Raw genomic sequence first — 17,436 nt, 5'->3', positions numbered from 1 at the left:
CTCCCGGCGTGCCTCCTGCCCGCCGACCGATCGATCCGGAGACACCTGTGCGATTCCTTCCCGCCCTGTCCAAGGTGGCCGCGCTCGGCGCCGCCGCCGTCCTCGCCGCCACCGCGCTGACCGCCTGCGGCGGCTCGTCCGAGGCCGCCGACAACCCGTACGGCCTGCTCCAGCCGGGCGTGCTGCGCGCCGGCACGCTCACCGACGCGCCGCCGAACGTGTACCTGAAGGACGGCAGGTTCACCGGCTTCGACAACGACCTGCTCGTCGCGGCCGCCGCGAAGGTCGGTCTGAAGGTGGAGTTCGTCGGAACCGACTTCTCCGCGCTGCTCTCCCAGGTCAACAACCGCAAGTTCGACATCGGCAGCTCCTCGATCACCATCACCGAGGCACGCAAGAAGACCGTGGACTTCGGCAACGGCTACGACTTCGGCTACTTCGGCCTCGACGTGCCCACCGGTTCCCCGATCACCAGCTTCGACCAGCTCGCCGGCAAGCGGGTCGCCGTCGTGCAGGGCACCGTGCAGGACGACTACGCCACCGGCAGGAACCTCGACCCGGTCCGGGTGCCCGACTACAACGGCGCGATCAACCAGCTCAAGGCCGGCACCGCCGACGCCTGGATCGCCCCCGCCGAGATCGGCGAGAAGTCGGCGGCGGACAGCAACGGCAAGATCACGGTGGCGGCCAAGCAGCTCAGCCCGGCCCCGACCGCGTACGCGTTCGCCAAGGGCAACGACAAGCTGCGCGAGGCGCTGAACAAGGGCCTCGACGAGGTCATCGCCGACGGCACCTGGACCCGGCTGCAGGAGCAGTACTACCCGGGCCGGCCGATCCCGGCCGACTTCACGCCCGGCAGCGGCACCGTCGCGGCGCCGTCGGCGTCGGCGTCGGCGTCGACCTCCTCCTGACGGTACGGATGACGAGCGAGCGGGGCGGACGGGGAAGAGACTGATGGACACGTTGAGCACCCTGTGGGAGACCTTCTTCGACGGGGACTCGATGCGCGAGGCGCTGCCCGAGATGCTGACCGTCGGGTTGCCCAACACGCTGATCCTGGCGATCTCCGCCGCCCTGCTCGGCTCCGTGCTCGGCATGCTGCTGGCCATCGCCGGCATCTCGCGTACCCGATGGTTGCGGTGGCCGGCGCGGATCTACACGGACATCTTCCGCGGCCTGCCGGCCGCGGCGACCATCCTGCTCATCGGCGTCGGCCTGGCGCCGCTCGGCATGGAGGTCTGGGGGCCTAACCCGTACCCGTTGGGCATCCTGGCGCTGTCGCTGATCGCCGGCGCCTACATCGGCGAGATCTTCCGGTCCGGCATCCAGAGCGTCGAGGCGGCGCAACTGGAGGGGGCGCGGGCGCTCGGCTTCTCCTGGGGCGAGGCGATGCGGCTGGTGATCATCCCGCAGGGGGTGCGCCGGGTGCTGCCGGCCTGGGTCAACCAGCTGATCGCGCTGATCAAGGACTCCAGCCTGGTCTACTTCCTCGGCCTGGTAGCCAGCCAGCGGGAGCTGTTCCGGATCGGCCAGGACTACGCGGCCACCACCGGCAACGAGTCGGCGCTGCTGCTGGCCGGCCTGTTCTACCTGGTGCTGACCGTGCCGCTGACCCACGCCGTCAACTGGATCGACCGGCGGCTGCGCCAGGGCCGCGCGGTGACCGTCGACCCCGACGACGACGGCGGCCTGGCCCTGGCCGGTGAGACCGCCCTGCCCCCGCAGACCCCGACCGGAAAGGACCAGCGATGACCGGCACCGCCACCACCACCTCGGTCAGCCTCAACGTCCGGGACGTGCACCTCGCCTTCGGGGCAAACAAGGTGCTGCGCGGCGCCGACCTGGACGTGGCCCGGGGCGGCACCGCCTGCGTGATCGGCCCCTCCGGCTCGGGCAAGTCCACCCTGCTGCGCACCATCAACCGGTTGATCGAACCGGACCGGGGCGACGTGCTGCTCGACGGGCGCAGCGTGCTGCGCGACGACCCGGACGCGCTGCGCCAGCGGGTCGGCATGGTCTTCCAGCAGTTCAACCTCTTCCCGCACATGAGCGTGCTGCGCAACATCACCCTGGCGCTGCGCCGGCTCAAGAAGCTCTCCGAGGACGAGGCCACCCAGATCGCCCGCGCCCAGTTGGAGTTGGTCGGGCTGGCCGCCAAGGCAGACTCCCGCCCGGCGCACCTGTCCGGCGGGCAGCAGCAGCGGGTGGCCATCGCCCGGGCGCTGGCGTTGCAACCGCAGGTGATGCTCTTCGACGAGGCCACCTCGGCGCTCGACCCGGAACTGGTCAAGGGCGTCCTCGCCGTGATGGCCGACCTGTCCGCCGGCGGCATGACGATGGTGGTGGTCACCCACGAGATGGGCTTCGCCCGCGAGGTCGCCGGCACCGTCGCGTTCATGGACCACGGCGTGGTCCTGGAGGCCGGCGAGCCGGCCGCGATCTTCGAGGCGCCGGAGCACCCCCGGCTGCGCCGCTTCCTGTCCCAGGTGCTCTGAGCGGCCGAGCGGTGATCGTCTGACGCTTTCCGCCGGCCAGCCCGGCGTGTCGAGTCGGAAAACGTCAGACGATCATGGCCGAGACGCCGCCCCCGTCGAGCGGAGGCGGCGTCGTCGACGTGCTGGTGGCGCGGACGCCGTCAGGTCATGTCGTCGTAGCGGCGGTCGATCGGAGCGGGCGCGTCGACCGGTGCCGGCGCGTCGACCGGCCCGGAGAAGTCCACCCGCGCTGCCGCCTCGACCGGCTCGTCGTCCAGTTCCAGCGGTGACACCTCGTCGTCGCTGAGGTCGGAGTAGATCTCCTTGCCCCGGCCGCGGCGCTTGTCGTTGAGGAAGGCGACCCCGACCGCGGCGAAGTAGAGCGCGCAGAGGCAGATCGCCAGCGCGGTCATCCCGAACGGGTCGGGGGTCGGCGTGACCACCGCCGAGAAGGCGAAGAACACGAAGACCGCCACCCGCCACCAGCTCAGCAGCTTCTTCGCGCTGGCCAGGCCGACGAAGTTGAGCATCAGCACGATCAACGGGAACTCGAACGCCACCCCGAACAGCAGGATCAGGTTGGTGACGAAGGAGATGTACCGGGTGACCTCGAGCGTGGTGGCGATGTCGTCACCGGAGACGTTGAGCAGGAACTCGAGCCCCTTGGTGGTGACGAAGAACGCCAGCACCGCGCCGGCCGCGAACAGCGGCGCGGCCAGCGCCGTGAAGACGTACGCGTACCGCCGCTCGTTCCGGTGCAGGCCGGGCGCGATGAACGCCCAGAGCTGGTAGAGCCAGACCGGCGCCGCGATGATCAACCCGACCCAGAGGCCGATCTTCAGGTTGAGCAGGAAGACGTCGGCCACACCGAGCTGCACGAAGTTGCACAGCCCGGTATCCGGGTCGATCGACTGCGGCAGATTGCAGTAGGGCTCGGAGAGCAGCTTCCGGACCGGCGTGGCCAGCCAGATGCCGAACCCGAAGCCGACCATGATCGCCAGCGAGGCGCGGAAGAGACGGTTGCGCAGCTCACGGATGTGCTCCATGAGCGTCATGGAGCCGTCGGCGGCCCGTTCGAAGTCGCTCGGGCCGCGCTTGCGAAGCGCGAAGGCCACGGTGGTCGGGCCCCTCGGTCAGTTCTCGCGGACGCGCTGCACCGGGTCGACCGGCTGCTGCGGAGCCTGCTGCGGCTGGGCGTAGGGCTGCCCGCCGTAGGGCTGCTGCTGCGGCGGCTGCTGGCCCGCGTGCGGCGGCAGCGGCTGGTAGCCGGCCTGCGCGTCGGCCTTCTCGGCCAGGTCGCGGTCGTCGTCGTGCAGGCTCTTGGTCTCCGCCTTGATGATCCGCAGCGAGCGGCCCAGCGAGCGGGCCGCGTCGGGGAGCCGCTTCGCGCCGAAGAGCAGGATCAGCACGACCACGAGTACGGCGATGTGCCACGGCTTGAGGGCACCCATGGGAAGCTCCAGTCGCTCTGTGTCGAAGGGTGTGTCGCAGCCCATCGTACGTGGATCGAGAGCCGCTGCCACCCGCCGGGCCGCTGCTGACGCGTCCGGCCGGTGAAGTCTTGACCACCCCCGCGTGTCCCGTCAACCACCTATGGGCCGTTCGTCCATGCGCGAACAGGCCGCCGATCGCGCACGCCACGCGCGGTTCACCGACCGGTGTCGATCACTTACCCCGCTTGGCCTTGATCAGTTCCACTCGCTGGTGGGTCGTCTCGACCTGCCGCTGGAGCGTCTCGGCCCGCTCGGAGAGCGCCTCGGCGGCCTCGCGCAACGCGTCCGCGTCGGCCTGGCGTCGCTGCAGGGCCACCGCCGCCCGGCGCAGCCGGGGCAGCCGCGCCAGCACCGGTCGGACCGCCAGGGCCAGCACGACGAGCGCGAACAGCACCACCGCGACAACGATCCACTTCACCACGGCGGTCAGCCTACTGGGTGACGGCCCGCACCGCCGGGTCGGTCGACGGCGCCGCGCCGTCCACCGGTGTCCCGTACGCCTCCAGCGCGGCGAGCGCCTGGGCGCGCACCTGGTCGGCCAGTTCGGCCGGGGCGACCACGGTGACGTCCGGCCCGAGCCCGAGCACGAACCGGCGGGCCCAACCCAGGTCGGTCACCCGCAGCGAGACCAACCACTGGTCGCCGTCGCCGGCCTCCACCCGCTCGCACGGGTAGTACTCGGTGATCCACCGCTCCCCTCGGCCGACGCGCAGGGTGATCAGCGGCAGGTCCGGCGAGGGGCGGAACACCCCGCCGGTCAGGTCGTGCGGGCGCGCCTGCGGCGGGACCACGGCCGGCTCGTCCAACTCGGTGACCGCGTCGATCCGGTCGGCCCGGAACAGCCGGACCGCCTCGGCCCGGCGGCACCACGCCTCCACGTACGCCTGGCCGCCGACCATCAGCATCCGCAACGGGTCGATGGTCCGCTCGCTGGTCTCGTCCCGCGCCGCCGTGTAGTAGGTGATCCGCAGCGCCCGGCCGCCCTCCACCGCCGACCGCAGCGCCTCCACCCGTTGGGTGTCACCCGGCAGCCGCACCGCCACCGGCGCGCCGACCAGGTCGCCGGCCGCGTTCTCGATCTTCGCCAGGGCCCGCTCCACCGCCTCCCGGTTGGCCACCCCCGGCGTCTCCGCGAGCATCCGCAGCGCCACCACCAGGGCGAGCGCCTCGTCGGGGGTGAGCCGCAGCGGCCGGTCGATACCGGCGTCGTAGGTGATGGTCACCCGGTCACCGTCGAAGGCCATGTCGATCAGGTCACCCGGGCCGTACCCGGGCAGCCCGCAAACCCAGAGCAGCTCCAGGTCCTCGCGCAGCTGCCGCTCGGTGACACCCAGGTCACCAGCCGCCTCGGCGATCTCGATGCCGGGGCGGGCCAGCAGGTAGGGCACCAGGTTGAGCAGCCGGGCCAGCCGGTCGGCCGAGGTGCGGGAGCCGCCCCGGGCGGCCGGCCGGGTCACCGGGAACCCCCGGCCACGGCCAGGTCGTCCTGCCGGACGGCGATCTCCTTGAGCCGCTGGATCACCGCGTCACGCACCTCCGGCGGTTCCAGCACCCGAACGTCCGGGCCGTAGCCGACGAGCTGGCCGGCGAGGGAGTCCGGGTCGGCGTACGGCAGGACCAGCCGGTCGCCGTCGGGACCCGGCAGGGTCCGCACGGCCCAGCGCCGCAGGCCGGCGGCGCGGCCCGGGGCGGCCAGCACGGTGGCCCGGCCGGTGCGCTCGACCGGCCCGGACCAGCGGGCCACGTGGCTGATCAGGTCGACCCCGGCCGGCGGCTCGTAACCGCCCGGCTCGCCGGTCACCCGGACCGCGCCCACCACCCGGGACAGCCGGAAACAGCGGGTGGCGTCCCGGTCCAGGTCGTGGCCGACCACGTACCACCGGCCGCGCCAGCAGACCACGCCCCACGGCTGCAACCGGCGGCGGGTCGGCGCGTCCCGGTCGGGCACCCGGTAGTCGAAGCCGACCTCGCGCCGGTCCCGCGCGGCGGCGGTCAGCGGCGCGAACGCCGGATCGACCGTGACCATCGGCTCCAGGCCCAGGGTGGCCTGCGGGTCCACGTCGACACCGGCCGCGCGCAGCTTCGCCAGCCCGGAGGAGGCGGCGGCGGCCAGCCCGGCGTGCTGCCAGAGCCGCGCGGCGATGCCCACCGCGGCGGCCTCGTCCGGCTCCAGGGGGATCTCCGGCAGCGCGTACTCCCGGTGGGCGATCCGGTAGCCGGGCTCGGCGTCGAAGACGCTGGCCGTACCGGTCTCCAGCGGCACCCCCAGCTCACGCAGCTCGGCCTTGTCCCGCTCGAACTTGCGCTGGAACGCCTCGTGCTCCTTCACGTCGTCCGGATCGTGCTCGTAACCGGGCACGGTCGCGGCGATCTGCGCGGCGGTCAGGAACCGTCGCGTGGACAGGAGACAGATCACCAGGTTGACCAGGCGTTCGGTACGGCTCCGCGACACGGGTGAACGCTAGCAGCCCGCACGCCGCGCTTGCGCACCCGCGCGGGCGCGACGCGCGGCACACCTGCCAGGTAACCGCGCTCGCCGTCCCCCGGCGGCGAGCGTCGCGCAGTTTTAGGGTGACCGCATGACGGAAGCCGAAGTCAAGTCCGAGAGCATCGGTACCGTCGTGGTGGCAGGCGCGGCGAATCTCGCCATCGCGCTGGCCAAGCTGGTCGCCGGGCTGATCTCCGGCTCGGCGGCGATGCTCTCCGAGGCCGCCCACTCGGTCGCCGACACCACCACCGAGGTGCTGCTCTACCTGGCGCTGCGCCGTGGCGCGCGACCCGCGGACCCCTGGCACCCCTTCGGGTACGGCAAAGAGAGCTACGTCTGGGCGTTCCTCGCCGCGCTGTTCACCTTCGTCGCCGGGGCGGGCTTCGCCATCACCCACGGCGTGACCACCATCCTGGTGCACAAGCACAGCGGCAACTACCTCGCCTCCTACATCGTGCTGGCGGTCTCCTTCGCCATCGAGTCGGTCTCACTGGCCCGCGCGGTGCGCCAGATTCGCAACGAGTCCCGCCGCTGGCGGACCACGCCGCGGCGGTTCCTGTGGCTGACCGCCGACACCACCGTCAAGGCGGTGTTCCTGGAGGACAGCGCCGCCCTGATCGGCCTGCTGATCGCCGGGGTCGGGCTCGGCCTGTCCGAGGTCACCGGCGACGAACTGTGGGACGGCCTCGCCTCGATCGCGATCGGCCTGCTGCTGCTGGTGGTGGCCATCGTCCTCGCCAGGGCCAACATCTCGCTGCTGGTCGGGCGCGCGGTGCCGGAGCGGCTGCACCACGAGATCGAACGGGAACTCGCCGACCTGCGGACCGTGCACCGGATCGACACCCTGATGACCATGCAGCTGGGCCCGGACGAGATCCTGGTCGCCGCCAAGGTCGACTTCCATGACGACGCCACCGGCGCCGACATCGAGGCCACCGCCGACGAGGCCGAGCGCCGGCTCACCACCCGCTACCCGGAGATCGGGTTCGTCTTCCTCGACCCGACCCGCTCGATGCCCGGCAGCAACGGGGGCCGCGCCCGGCGTACCCAGCACCAGGACGACCAGCCGCGCCCCGGCCCCGGCACGCCCTGACCCGGAGGCGGCGCCGCCGCCGGGCGCGGATAGCGTGCCGGGCATGGTGCGATGGCGGTCGGGAACGGTTACGGCGGTACGACGGCGGTGGGCCGGCGCGGTGGAACTCGACGTCGACCTGCCCGACGGCACCAGCCTGCGGGCCCTGGCCTACCCCGCCCTGGTCGGCGACCCGGCGCCCGGCGACCGGGTGCTGCTCAACGCCGGCGCCCTGCTGATGGGGCTCGGCACCGGCGGCTACGCCCTGGTCGTGGCGCTGCCCGACCGGCTGCCGCCGGACCCGCCGCAGGCCGGTGACACCCGCGACGCCGGCCACCTGGTCAAGGCCCGCTACACGCCGTTGCAGGCGATCATGCTGGGGGTGGACGAGGAGGCCTCCCCGCACCACGAGCTGCTGGCCGGGGCGGACAGCCTGGACGGCCTGCCCGTGGTCACCGCGGACCTGCACTCGGCGCTCCCGGCGATCCTGGCCGGCGTCCACGCCGAGGCGCCCGACGCCCGGGTGGCGTACCTGCTCACCGACGGCGGCGCGCTGCCGGCCTGGTTCTCCCGCACCCTCGACGGGCTGCGTGGGCAACTGGTGGGCACGGTCAGCGTCGGGCAGGCGTTCGGCGGCGACCTGGAGGCCACCACCCTGCACAGCGGCCTGCTGGCCGCCCGGCACGTGCTGCGCGCCGACGTCGCGATCGTCGCCCAGGGGCCGGGCAACCTGGGCACCGGGACCACCTGGGGCTTCTCCGGGGTCGCCGTCGGCGAGGCGGTCAACGCCGTCGCCACCCTCGGCGGCCGGCCGGTCGGCTCGCTGCGGATCTCCGACGCCGACCTGCGCCCCCGGCACCGCGGCGTCTCCCACCACAGCCTCACCGCGTACGGCCGGGTGGCCCTCGCCCCGGCCGAGCTGGTGGTACCGGAGGGCCTGGCGCCGTCGCTGGCCGCGGACGTGGACGCGACGCTGGCCCCCCTCGCGGGGCGACACACGATCGTCCGGGTGCCCACCGACGGCCTCGACGCGGCGCTGCGCGCCCTGCCGGTGACGTTGTCCACCATGGGCCGGGGGCTGGACGCCGACCACGCCTACTTCCTGGCGGCGGCCGCGGCCGGGCGGCACGCGGCACGGCTGGCGGCCTGACCGCCGCCGGGCTCAGCCGACGAGGAAGATCAGGGCCAGCCAGCCGCCGACGATGACGATCAGCGCGACCGCGAGCACCCAGGTCGGCACGGTGTACTCGCCCCGGCGGTTGCGCTCGATCTCGGCGCGGATCTTCTCCCGGCGGCGTTCGACCCAGTTCAGCTTCTCGGTGCCGCGGTCGCGGTCGGAGGGTGAGGAAGTGTTCATCGCGACGCCAGCGTACCGGTGCCTCGGCGGCCGGTGCCGGGCACCGGCCGCCGACTTCGCTCACATGCTGGCGATCAGGCGTTCCACCCGCTCGTCGTACGCGCGGAACGGGTCCTTGCAGAGCACGGTGCGCTGCGCCTGGTCGTTGAGCTTCAGGTGCACCCAGTCGACGGTGAAGTCGCGGCGCTTCTCCTGGGCGTGCCGGATGAACTCGCCGCGCAGCCGGGCCCGGGTGGTCTGCGGCGGGGTCTCCTTCGCCTCGAAGATCTCCGGGTCGGTGGCCACCCGGTCGACCTGCCCGCGCCGCTCCAGCAGCCCGTAGAGGCCACGGCCGCGGCGCAGGTCGTGGTAGGCCAGGTCCATCTGGGCCACCCGGGGGTGCGACAACGGCAGGTCGTGCTTGCGCTGGTAGCGCTCGATCAGCCGCAACTTGGTCACCCAGTCGATCTCGCGGGCCACCGGGTCCAGATCGCCGGTCTCCACCGCGCCCAGCACCCGGCCCCACAGCTCCACCACCCGCTTGGCGGTCTGGTCGCCGCCCCGGCGCTCGACGAACTCGGTCGCCCTGGCGAGATACTCCTGCTGGATCTCCAGCGCGCTGACCTCCTTGCCGGAGGCCAGCCGCACGTTGCGACGTCCGGTGATGTCGTGCGACACCTCCCGGATCGCCCGGATCGGGTTCTCCAGCGTCAGGTCGCGCATCACCACCCCGGCCTCGATCATCCGCAGCACGATGTCGGCGCTGCCGACCTTGAGCAGCGTGGTGACCTCGTTCATGTTCGAGTCGCCGACGATCACGTGCAGCCGGCGGTACCGCTCGGCGTCGGCGTGCGGCTCGTCGCGGGTGTTGATGATCGGACGGCTGCGGGTGGTCGCCGAGGAGACTCCCTCCCAGATGTGCTCCGCCCGCTGGGACAGGCAGTACACCGCCCCGCGCGGGGTCTGCAACACCTTGCCGGCGCCGCAGATCAGCTGCCGGGTGACCAGGAACGGGATGAGCACGTCCGCCAGCCGGCCGAACTCCCCGTGCCGGGAGACCAGGTAGTTCTCGTGGCAGCCGTACGAGTTGCCGGCCGAGTCGGTGTTGTTCTTGAACAGGTAGATCTCGCCGGCGATGCCCTCGTCGTGCAGCCGCTTCTCGGCGTCGACGAGCAGCCCCTCCAGGATCCGCTCGCCGGCCCGGTCGTGGGCCACCAGGTCCACCACCGAGTCGCACTCCGGCGTGGCGTACTCCGGATGCGAGCCGACGTCCAGGTAGAGCCGGGCCCCGTTGCGCAGAAACACGTTGCTCGACCGGCCCCACGACACGACGCGGCGGAAGAGGTACCGGGCAACCTCGTCAGGGGACAGCCGACGCTGCCCGCGGTAGGTACAGGTGACGCCGTACTCGGTCTCGAGGCCGAAGATTCGCCGCTCCATGATGTGACACTAGCCGCCCGGAGGCCCCGTCCGTCACTGTCACGGCACAGGTCGTGCTCTCCGGTCGATCACAAACCGTCCGAGTACGACATTCCGTCCGGCCGCAGGCTCGCCGTGAACGCCCGGCAGGCGTCGTACTGCGGCAGCAGGCCGGACTCGCGGGCCTGCGCCAGGGTGGGCGCGACGGCATCGCGGGCGGACAGCTGCGGGGCCTCGGCCGGCCACTCGATGGCCAGGTCGGCGTCGAGCGGATGCACCGCGTGTTCCCCGGTCGGGTTGTACGTGGTCGAGCAGAGGTAGCTCAGCGTCGCGTCGTCGGTCAGCGCGCAGAAGCCGTGCCCCAGCCCCTCGCTGAGGTATACCGCGCGCCGGTCGACGTCGTCGAGCCGGGCGCCCTCCCACCGGCCGAACGTCGGCGAGCCGACCCGCAGGTCCACGATCACGTCCAGCACCGCGCCGCGCACGCAGGTGACGTACTTGGCCTGGCCGGGCGGCACGTCGGCGAAGTGGATGCCGCGCACCACGCCGCGCGCGGAGACCGACAGGTTGCCCTGGGCCAGCCGCAGCGGGTGGCCGACCGCCTCGGCCAGCTGGTCGAAGCGGTACCACTCCATGAACAGCCCGCGCGGGTCGCCGTGCTGCTGCGGGCTGATCTCCCAGGCGCCCTCGATGCCCAGCTGCCGGATCTTCATCACCGGACCACCTCCGTTCGCGACTGCGGGGCTCGCAACCCCGGCTCACTCCTCGCGCTCACCGAGCCACCGCCCCGCCGTGCTTCTCGGCCAGCAGGCCGAGCAGGTAGTCGCCGTAGCCGCTCTTGGTCAGCGGCTCGGCCAGCGCGCGCAGCTGGTCGTCGTCGATCAGGCCGGCCCGCCAGGCCACCTCCTCGACGCAGCCGATCTTCATGCCCTGGCGCTCCTCGATCACCCGGACGAACTCGCCGGCCTGCATCATCGAGGCGAAGGTGCCGGTGTCCAGCCAGGCGGTGCCCCGATCCAGCACGGTCACCGACAGCTCGCCGGCCTCCCGGTACGCCTCGTTCACCGCGGTGATCTCCAGCTCGCCCCGGGCGCTGGGCTTGAGGTCGCGGGCGATCCCCACCACCTGGTTGTCGTAGAAGTACAGCCCCGGCACCGCGTACCGGGACTTGGGCTTCTCCGGCTTCTCCTCGATCGAGAGCACCTTGCCCTCGTCGTCGAAGTCGACCACGCCGTACGCCTCCGGGTTGGCCACCGGGTACGCGAACACCCGCCCGCCGACCGGGTCGCGGTGCGCGGCGAGCTGCCGGCCCAGGCCGACGCCGTGGAAGATGTTGTCGCCCAGGATCAGCGCCACCGACTCGTCGCCGATGAAGTCCGCGCCGAGCACGAACGCCTGCGCGATGCCCTCCGGCCGGGCCTGGGTGACGTACTCCAGCCGCAGACCCCACTGGCTGCCGTCACCGAGCAGCCGCTCGAACTGGGACTGGTCCTCCGGCGTCGTGATCACCAGGATCTCCCGCACGCCGGACATCACCAGCGTCGACAGCGGGTAGTAGACCATCGGCTTGTCGAAGATCGGCATCAGCTGCTTGGAGACCGCCCGGGTGATCGGCCAGAGCCGGGAACCGGTGCCACCAGCGAGAAGGATTCCACGCACCCGGGGAGACTACCTGCACCGGCGCGAACCGGACACCGGGGTCGCCGTCCCCCGGGGCCTCCGGCGTTTCGCGTACACTTCCGGACCCGTGAGGATTCTCGTCACCGGCGGAGCCGGATTCATCGGGTCGGAATACGTACGGATGCTGCTGGGCGTGCCCGGCGGCGACGCCGCCGGGGTGCCCGCCGTCGAGCCCGCTGCGGTGACCGTGCTGGACAAGTTGACCTACTCCGGCAACCTGAACAACCTCGCCCCGGTGCGCGAGGACCCCCGACTGCGCTTCGTGCAGGGTGACATCTGCGACCCGGCCCTGGTCGACGAAGTCGTCGCCGGTCACGACGTGATCGTGCACTTCGCCGCCGAATCGCACGTGGACCGCTCGATCGCCGGCGCCGCGCCGTTCGTCACCACCAACGTGCTGGGCACCCAGACCCTGCTGGACGCCGCGCTGCGACACGGCACCGGCCGCTTCGTGCACGTCTCCACCGACGAGGTGTACGGCTCCATCGACTCCGGCTCCTGGACGGAGACCTGGCCGCTGGCCCCGAACTCCCCGTACTCGGCCTCCAAGGCCGGCTCCGACCTGCTCGCGCTGGCCTACCACCGCACCCACGGCATGGACGTGGTGGTCACCCGCTGCTCCAACAACTACGGGCCGTACCAGTTCCCCGAGAAGGTCATCCCGCTGTTCGTGACCAACCTGCTCGACGGCGGCACCGTCCCGCTCTATGGCGACGGCGGCAACGTCCGCGACTGGCTGCACGTGCACGACCACTGCCGGGGCATCGCCCTGGTGCAGCAGAAGGGCCGCGCCGGCGAGGTCTACAACATCGGCGGCGGCACCGAGCTGAGCAACAAGGAGCTCACCGGCCGGCTGCTCGAGGCGTGCGGCGCCGACTGGGACCGGGTCGTCCCGGTCGCCGACCGCAAGGGCCACGACCGCCGCTACTCGCTGGACATCAGCAAGATCAGCGCCGAGCTGGGGTACGCCCCGAGCATCGACCTGGACCGCGGCCTCGCCGAGACGGTGCAGTGGTTCCGGGACAACCGGGCCTGGTGGGAGCCGCTGAAGGCGACCAAGGGCGCATGAGCCGGGTGCTCGTCACCGGCGCCGGGGGCATGCTCGGCCGGGATCTGCTGGCGGTGCTGGCGACCCGACCGGAGCTGACGGTGACCGCCGCCACCCGCGCCGAACTGGACATCACCGACGCCGAGGCCGTCCGCGCCGCCGTCGCCGGACACGCCGTGGTCTTCAACGCCGCCGCGTGGACCGACGTCGACGGCGCGGAGCGGGACGAGGCCGCCGCCACCGCGATCAACGGCGACGGCGTCGCGCACCTCGCGCGGGCCTGCGCCGCCACCGGCGCCCGTTTGGTGCACGTCTCCACCGACTACGTCTTCCCCGGCGACGCGGACCACCCGTACGCCGAGGACGCGCCGACCGACCCGGTCAACGCGTACGGCCGCAGCAAGCTGGCCGGGGAGCGGGCCGTGGTCCGATTTCTCCCCGAAACCGGCTACATCGTGCGTACCGCCTGGCTCTACGGCGCGCACGGGCCGAACTTCGTGGCCACCATGCTCCGCCTCGCCGAGCAGCGCGAGCAGCTCGACGTGGTCGACGACCAGCAGGGCCAGCCCACCTGGTCGTACGCGCTGGCCACCCAGCTGGTGGCGCTGGCCGACGCGGCGCTGGCCGGCCGGGCCCCCGCCGGGGTCTACCACGGCACCTGCTCCGGCCGGACCACCTGGTGCGGCCTGGCCCGCGCCACCTTCGCCCTGGCCGGGTTGGACCCGGAGCGGATCCGACCCACCACCAGCGACCGGTTCCCGCGTCCGGCCGCGCGACCGGCGTACAGTGTGCTAGGGCACGACCGCTGGGCGGCCGCAGGTCTTCCGCCGCTGTCGGACTGGCGTGACACGCTGTCCGACGCCTTCGACTCCCCCACTCCACCCGCCCCGTGGAAGGTCGCATGAAGCTCACCCTGATCACCGGTCTGACCGGCCTGATCCTGCTGGTCACCATCGTCGAACTGCTGCGCCGCCGGCAGCTCCGCGAGAAGTACGGCATGCTCTGGCTGGCCGTCCTACTGATCGTCATTCCGCTGTCGCTGTTCCCCCGGCTGCTGGACAACGTGGCCGGTTTCTTCGGCGTGGTCTCCGGCGTCAGCCTCGTCCTCTTCCTCGGCATCGTCTTCCTGCTGCTGGTGTGCGTGCACCTGAGCTGGGAGGTCAGCGCCCTGGAGGAGGAGACGCGCACCCTGGCCGAAGACTTCGCCCTGCTCCGCGCCCAGGTCGACGCGGACCGGGCGGCCCGCACCGAATCAGCCCGAGACGAACTGGTGTCCCACGATGGTTAACGGCAAGCGCGTTCTGATCATCATCCCCGCGCTCAACGAGTCCGGCTCGATCGCCGACGTCGTCGGCGAGGTCCGCGGCGAGCTGCCCGGCGTCGACGTGCTCGTGGTCGACGACGGCTCCACCGACCGCACCGCTGCGGTGGCCGCCGCTGCCGGCGCCCGGGTCGCCAAGCTGCCGTACAACCTCGGCGTCGGCGGGGCCATGCGGCTCGGCTACCGCTACGCCCGGGACAACGACTACGACGTGGCCATCCAGATCGACGCCGACGGCCAGCACGACCCGCGCTACGTGCCGAAGCTGGTCGACCTGCTCGACGACACCGACCTGGTCATCGGCGCCCGGTTCGCCGGCGAGGGCGACTACAGCGTCCGCGGCCCCCGCCGCTGGGCGATGGTCATGCTCTCCGCCGTGCTCTCCAAGGTCGCCCGGACCAAGCTCACCGACACCACCTCCGGCTTCCGCGCCGCCAACCGGCGGGTCATCGAGATGTTCGCCGGCTGGTACCCGGCCGAGTACCTCGGCGACACCGTGGAGACGCTGGTGCACACCGCCCGGCGCGGCTACAAGATCCGGCAGGTGCCGGTGGCCATGCGCAAGCGGATGGCCGGCACCCCCAGCCACTCCCCCGCCAAGGCGATGATCTACCTGGGTCGCGCGTTCGCGGTACTCACGCTGGCGCTCATCCGCCGGTGATCCGGCGGCTGCTCCACCTCGTCCCGCCCGGCACCCTCGCCGTGGGTGCCGGGCTGGCCCTGCTCGGGCTGGCCTCCTACGTCCACCTCGCGGTGGCCGGGCACAGCCTCACCGAGGCCGACTACTCCTCCCTGTCGGTGCTCTGGTCGATCGTCTTCACCCTCGGCATCGGCGTGTTCATGCCCGTCGAGCAGGAGCTCGCCCGGGTCGTCGCCGCCCGCCGCAGCAAGGGGCTGCCGCCCGGTCCCGTGCTGGCCCGGGGCGCCGTCCTCGCCGCCGGGGTGCTGGCCGTCATGGTGGTCGTGATCCTCGCCGCGCGCGGGCCGCTCACCGACCGGCTCTTCGCCGGCGACGCCGCCATGGTCACCGTGCTGATCGGCGCGCTCGTCGCGATGGCCGTCGCCTACACCACCCGCGGCGTCCTGTCCGGCCTGCAGCTCTTCCCCTGGTACGGCACCCAGCTCGGCATCGACGGCGGACTGCGGATCGCCATGGTCGCCGTGCTCGGGCTCGCCGGCGTCACCTCACCCCTCTGGTACGGGCTGGTGCTGGTGATCGCCCCGCTGGCCGGCGTCCTGCTCACCCTCCCGCCGGTGCTGCGCGCCGTCGGCGGCGGCGTACCGGTCGCCTGGGGAGCGCTGCTGCGCGGCCTCGGCCTGCTCACCGTCTCCAGCCTGCTCTCCCAGGTCGTGGTGAACGTCGGCGTGATCAACGTGCGGCTGCTCGACCCGTCCGACGTCGCCACCGCCGGGGCGCTGCTCTCGGCGCTGGTGCTGGTACGCATCCCGCTGTTCGTCTTCGCCTCCCTGCAGGCGTCGCTGCTGCCCGGCCTCGCAACCTCCGCCACCACCGGCGACCTGCGGGGCTTCCACAGCCTGCTGCGCCGGGCGCTCGGCATCGTCACCGCGCTCGGCGTCCTCGGCGCGATCGGCGCGATCGCCCTCGGCCCCTGGCTGGTGGGCACTCTCTTCGACGCCGCCGACGTGCTCGGCCACGGCGATTTCGCCTGGCTGGCCGTGGCCACCCTCGCCTACCTGTGGGCGATGGTCCTCGGCCAGGCGCTGCTCGCCCTCGACCGGCACCGCGCCCAGGCCCTCGCCTGGACCGTCGGCGTGGCCGCCCTGGTCGCGGTGACGCTCACCCCGGCGTCGGTGGCGCTCCGCGTCGAGCTGGCCTACACGGTCGGCTCCGTCGTGGTGGCCGCCGCCATGGCGCTGCTGCTGCTGCGCCGCCGCTCCCGCCCCACCCCCACCCCGATCCGGTCCCTCGACGACGCCGTGGCGACCGGAGTATCCGGAGGCATCCGATGACCCGCCCGCAGGTGACCGCGGTGATGCTGGCCTACGGCGCCGAGCCGTACCTGGTCGACGCCGCCCGGGCCGTGCTGGACAGCACCGACGTCGAGATCGAGCTGATCGTGGTCGACAACGGCTGCACCGGCGACGGCATCGACGTCGTCAAGGGCTTCCCCGGCGTCCGGGTGATCCGCCCCGAGGAGAACACCGGCTACTCCGGCGGCTGCCGTGTCGGCGCCGCCGAGGCCACCGGCGAATGGCTGGCCTTCGTCAACTCCGACGCGATCGTCGCCCCCGACGCCCTCGCCAGGACTGTCGCCGTCGCCGGCGAACCGGGCGTCGGCGCCGCGATGGCCTCCATCCGCCTCGCCGACAACCCGGAGCTGATCAACACCTCCGGCAACCCGCTGCACTTCACCGGCCTGTCCTGGGCCGGCGGCAACGGCGAGCCGGCCAGCGCCCACGCCGTGCGCACCACCGTGCCGTCGCTCAGCGGCTGCTGCTTCGTGATCAACCGGGCGCTCTGGCGGGAGCTGGACGGGTTCGCCGCCGAGTACTTCGCCTACCACGAGGACACCGAACTCAGCCTGCGCCTGTGGCAGCGCGGGCTGCGGCTGGAGTACGTCCCGGACGCCGTCGTCCGGCACCACTACGAGTTCTCCCGCAACGCCCTCAAGCTCTACCTGGTCGAGCGCAACCGGCTGGTCACGCTGCTCACCGCGTACGAGACCCGGACGCTGGTGGTGCTCGCGCCGGTCCTGCTGCTCACCGAGGCGGCCATGCTCGCCGCCGCGCTCGCCGGCGGCTGGACCAAGCAGAAGTTCCGCGGCTGGGGCTGGCTCTGGACCAACCGGGCCTGGCTGGCGTCCCGCCGCCGGCAGCTCCAGGACGAGCGGATCGTGCCCGACGGGATCATCGCCGAGCTGATGACCGCCCGGGTCGCCCCGTCGAACGTCGACTCGCCCCCCGGCATGGGCGTCTTCAACGCCATCGCCGCCGGCTACTGGGCGCTGGCCAAGCCGCTGCTGCGCAAGCGCTGACCGCGCCCGGGTGAGCGGCCGTCCGGCATTGCCGGGCGGCCGCCGCCGTCCGGGGCCACCCAGGATGCAACCTGCCGCGGAATCGGGGCCGGCGGCCCGGGACGCAACC

Annotated in this window: 20 protein-coding genes; 11 read left to right on the top strand and 9 right to left on the bottom strand. The window is 72.5% G+C overall.

The features are described from left to right. Positions 1-47 precede the first annotated feature (47 nt). Genes ABZ807_RS13650 through ABZ807_RS13640 form a run of 3 tightly spaced genes read left to right on the top strand, consistent with a single transcriptional unit; the run spans position 48 to position 2,495 of the window. The gene (locus ABZ807_RS13650) at positions 48-911 is read left to right on the top strand and encodes an ABC transporter substrate-binding protein (RefSeq protein ID WP_357156406.1); all 864 of its coding nucleotides are present in this window, start codon (positions 48-50) and stop codon (positions 909-911) included. Positions 912-954: 43 nt separating this feature from the next. After that, positions 955-1,752: an amino acid ABC transporter permease gene (locus ABZ807_RS13645; RefSeq protein ID WP_357156404.1), complete on the top strand. Its 798-nt coding sequence runs from the start codon at positions 955-957 to the stop codon at positions 1,750-1,752. Further along, positions 1,749-2,495: an amino acid ABC transporter ATP-binding protein gene (locus ABZ807_RS13640; RefSeq protein ID WP_357156402.1), complete on the top strand. Its 747-nt coding sequence runs from the start codon at positions 1,749-1,751 to the stop codon at positions 2,493-2,495. Before ABZ807_RS13645 ends, ABZ807_RS13640 begins: the two co-directional genes overlap by 4 nt. Positions 2,496-2,635: 140 nt before the next feature. Here ABZ807_RS13640 and tatC read toward each other — a convergent pair whose 3' ends face one another. The 5 genes from tatC to ABZ807_RS13615 all read right to left on the bottom strand — a co-directional run bounded on the left by tatC (position 2,636) and on the right by ABZ807_RS13615 (position 6,419). Further along, complete coding sequence (gene tatC / locus ABZ807_RS13635; RefSeq protein ID WP_357156400.1) at positions 2,636-3,589, bottom strand: twin-arginine translocase subunit TatC; 954 nt, start codon at positions 3,587-3,589, stop codon at positions 2,636-2,638. An 18-nt stretch (positions 3,590-3,607) separates the two neighbouring features. Beyond that, a complete protein-coding gene (tatA, locus tag ABZ807_RS13630) occupies positions 3,608-3,925 on the bottom strand; it encodes a Sec-independent protein translocase subunit TatA (RefSeq protein ID WP_357156397.1) in 318 nt (105 codons plus the stop codon). Between the two features lie 214 nt (positions 3,926-4,139). Beyond that, positions 4,140-4,388: a hypothetical protein gene (locus ABZ807_RS13625; protein WP_357156395.1), complete on the bottom strand. Its 249-nt coding sequence runs from the start codon at positions 4,386-4,388 to the stop codon at positions 4,140-4,142. 10 nt (positions 4,389-4,398) lie between these two features. Continuing rightward, complete coding sequence (locus tag ABZ807_RS13620) at positions 4,399-5,424, bottom strand: YafY family protein (protein ID WP_357156393.1); 1,026 nt, start codon at positions 5,422-5,424, stop codon at positions 4,399-4,401. Next, positions 5,421-6,419 carry a WYL domain-containing protein gene (locus tag ABZ807_RS13615; protein WP_357156391.1) on the bottom strand — a complete coding sequence of 333 codons (999 nt, stop codon included), beginning with the start codon at positions 6,417-6,419 and terminating at the stop codon, positions 5,421-5,423. Before ABZ807_RS13615 ends, ABZ807_RS13620 begins: the two co-directional genes overlap by 4 nt. Before the next feature lie 127 nt (positions 6,420-6,546). Here ABZ807_RS13615 and ABZ807_RS13610 point away from each other — a divergent pair, with 127 nt between their 5' ends. Together ABZ807_RS13610 and ABZ807_RS13605 are read left to right on the top strand one after the other, a co-directional pair. Further along, entirely contained in the window at positions 6,547-7,548 is a 1,002-nt protein-coding gene (locus tag ABZ807_RS13610) for a cation diffusion facilitator family transporter (RefSeq protein ID WP_357156389.1), read from the top strand. 43 nt (positions 7,549-7,591) lie between these two features. Continuing rightward, a complete protein-coding gene (locus ABZ807_RS13605) occupies positions 7,592-8,677 on the top strand; it encodes a DUF3866 family protein (protein ID WP_357156387.1) in 1,086 nt (361 codons plus the stop codon). 12 nt (positions 8,678-8,689) lie between these two features. On the opposite strand, the gene ABZ807_RS13600 is transcribed toward ABZ807_RS13605, so the two are convergent. The 4 genes from ABZ807_RS13600 to rfbA form a co-directional block, all read right to left on the bottom strand. Continuing rightward, entirely contained in the window at positions 8,690-8,884 is a 195-nt protein-coding gene (locus ABZ807_RS13600) for a hypothetical protein (protein ID WP_357156385.1), read from the bottom strand. Between the two features lie 60 nt (positions 8,885-8,944). Continuing rightward, the gene (gene pafA / locus ABZ807_RS13595; RefSeq protein WP_357156383.1) at positions 8,945-10,303 is read right to left on the bottom strand and encodes a Pup--protein ligase; all 1,359 of its coding nucleotides are present in this window, start codon (positions 10,301-10,303) and stop codon (positions 8,945-8,947) included. A gap of 68 nt (positions 10,304-10,371) precedes the next feature. Further along, positions 10,372-10,995, bottom strand: a complete 624-nt coding sequence (locus ABZ807_RS13590) for a dTDP-4-dehydrorhamnose 3,5-epimerase family protein (RefSeq protein ID WP_357156381.1) — start codon at positions 10,993-10,995, stop codon at positions 10,372-10,374. Between the two features lie 58 nt (positions 10,996-11,053). Further along, the gene (gene rfbA / locus ABZ807_RS13585) at positions 11,054-11,941 is read right to left on the bottom strand and encodes a glucose-1-phosphate thymidylyltransferase RfbA (RefSeq protein WP_357156379.1); all 888 of its coding nucleotides are present in this window, start codon (positions 11,939-11,941) and stop codon (positions 11,054-11,056) included. Positions 11,942-12,029: 88 nt separating this feature from the next. Here rfbA and rfbB point away from each other — a divergent pair, with 88 nt between their 5' ends. From rfbB to ABZ807_RS13555, 6 genes are read left to right on the top strand one after another with little or no spacing between them, the layout of a single operon-like run. Further along, entirely contained in the window at positions 12,030-13,031 is a 1,002-nt protein-coding gene (gene rfbB, locus ABZ807_RS13580; protein ID WP_357156377.1) for a dTDP-glucose 4,6-dehydratase, read from the top strand. Continuing rightward, positions 13,028-13,915, top strand: a complete 888-nt coding sequence (rfbD, locus tag ABZ807_RS13575; RefSeq protein WP_357156375.1) for a dTDP-4-dehydrorhamnose reductase — start codon at positions 13,028-13,030, stop codon at positions 13,913-13,915. Before rfbB ends, rfbD begins: the two co-directional genes overlap by 4 nt. Next, the gene (locus ABZ807_RS13570) at positions 13,912-14,298 is read left to right on the top strand and encodes a DUF2304 domain-containing protein (protein WP_357156373.1); all 387 of its coding nucleotides are present in this window, start codon (positions 13,912-13,914) and stop codon (positions 14,296-14,298) included. Before rfbD ends, ABZ807_RS13570 begins: the two co-directional genes overlap by 4 nt. Continuing rightward, positions 14,291-14,992 carry a glycosyltransferase family 2 protein gene (locus tag ABZ807_RS13565; RefSeq protein WP_357156371.1) on the top strand — a complete coding sequence of 234 codons (702 nt, stop codon included), beginning with the start codon at positions 14,291-14,293 and terminating at the stop codon, positions 14,990-14,992. The genes ABZ807_RS13570 and ABZ807_RS13565 overlap by 8 nt, the downstream gene beginning before the upstream one ends. After that, positions 14,989-16,302, top strand: a complete 1,314-nt coding sequence (locus ABZ807_RS13560) for a polysaccharide biosynthesis protein (protein WP_357156369.1) — start codon at positions 14,989-14,991, stop codon at positions 16,300-16,302. The genes ABZ807_RS13565 and ABZ807_RS13560 overlap by 4 nt, the downstream gene beginning before the upstream one ends. Continuing rightward, positions 16,299-17,327 (top strand): glycosyltransferase family 2 protein, encoded by a 1,029-nt coding sequence (locus ABZ807_RS13555; protein ID WP_357156367.1) that lies wholly within the window; start codon positions 16,299-16,301, stop codon positions 17,325-17,327. The genes ABZ807_RS13560 and ABZ807_RS13555 overlap by 4 nt, the downstream gene beginning before the upstream one ends. Positions 17,328-17,436: the final 109 nt, after the last annotated feature.

The organism is Micromonospora sp. NPDC047548 (assembly GCF_040642975.1).
Lineage (GTDB): Bacteria > Actinomycetota > Actinomycetes > Mycobacteriales > Micromonosporaceae > Micromonospora.
This window is presented reverse-complemented; position numbering and strand designations above follow the sequence as displayed.

Coding starts and splice junctions, on each gene's coding strand:
- ABZ807_RS13565 (WP_357156371.1), top strand. CDS start 14,291: ATGGTTAACGGCAAGCGCGTTCTGATCATCATCCCCGCGCTCAACGAG.
- ABZ807_RS13600 (WP_357156385.1), bottom strand. CDS start 8,884: ATGAACACTTCCTCACCCTCCGACCGCGACCGCGGCACCGAGAAGCTG.
- ABZ807_RS13605 (WP_357156387.1), top strand. CDS start 7,592: ATGGTGCGATGGCGGTCGGGAACGGTTACGGCGGTACGACGGCGGTGG.
- ABZ807_RS13640 (WP_357156402.1), top strand. CDS start 1,749: ATGACCGGCACCGCCACCACCACCTCGGTCAGCCTCAACGTCCGGGAC.
- ABZ807_RS13590 (WP_357156381.1), bottom strand. CDS start 10,995: ATGAAGATCCGGCAGCTGGGCATCGAGGGCGCCTGGGAGATCAGCCCG.
- pafA (WP_357156383.1), bottom strand. CDS start 10,303: ATGGAGCGGCGAATCTTCGGCCTCGAGACCGAGTACGGCGTCACCTGT.
- ABZ807_RS13570 (WP_357156373.1), top strand. CDS start 13,912: ATGAAGCTCACCCTGATCACCGGTCTGACCGGCCTGATCCTGCTGGTC.
- ABZ807_RS13645 (WP_357156404.1), top strand. CDS start 955: ATGGACACGTTGAGCACCCTGTGGGAGACCTTCTTCGACGGGGACTCG.
- ABZ807_RS13610 (WP_357156389.1), top strand. CDS start 6,547: ATGACGGAAGCCGAAGTCAAGTCCGAGAGCATCGGTACCGTCGTGGTG.
- rfbD (WP_357156375.1), top strand. CDS start 13,028: ATGAGCCGGGTGCTCGTCACCGGCGCCGGGGGCATGCTCGGCCGGGAT.
- tatA (WP_357156397.1), bottom strand. CDS start 3,925: ATGGGTGCCCTCAAGCCGTGGCACATCGCCGTACTCGTGGTCGTGCTG.
- ABZ807_RS13555 (WP_357156367.1), top strand. CDS start 16,299: ATGACCCGCCCGCAGGTGACCGCGGTGATGCTGGCCTACGGCGCCGAG.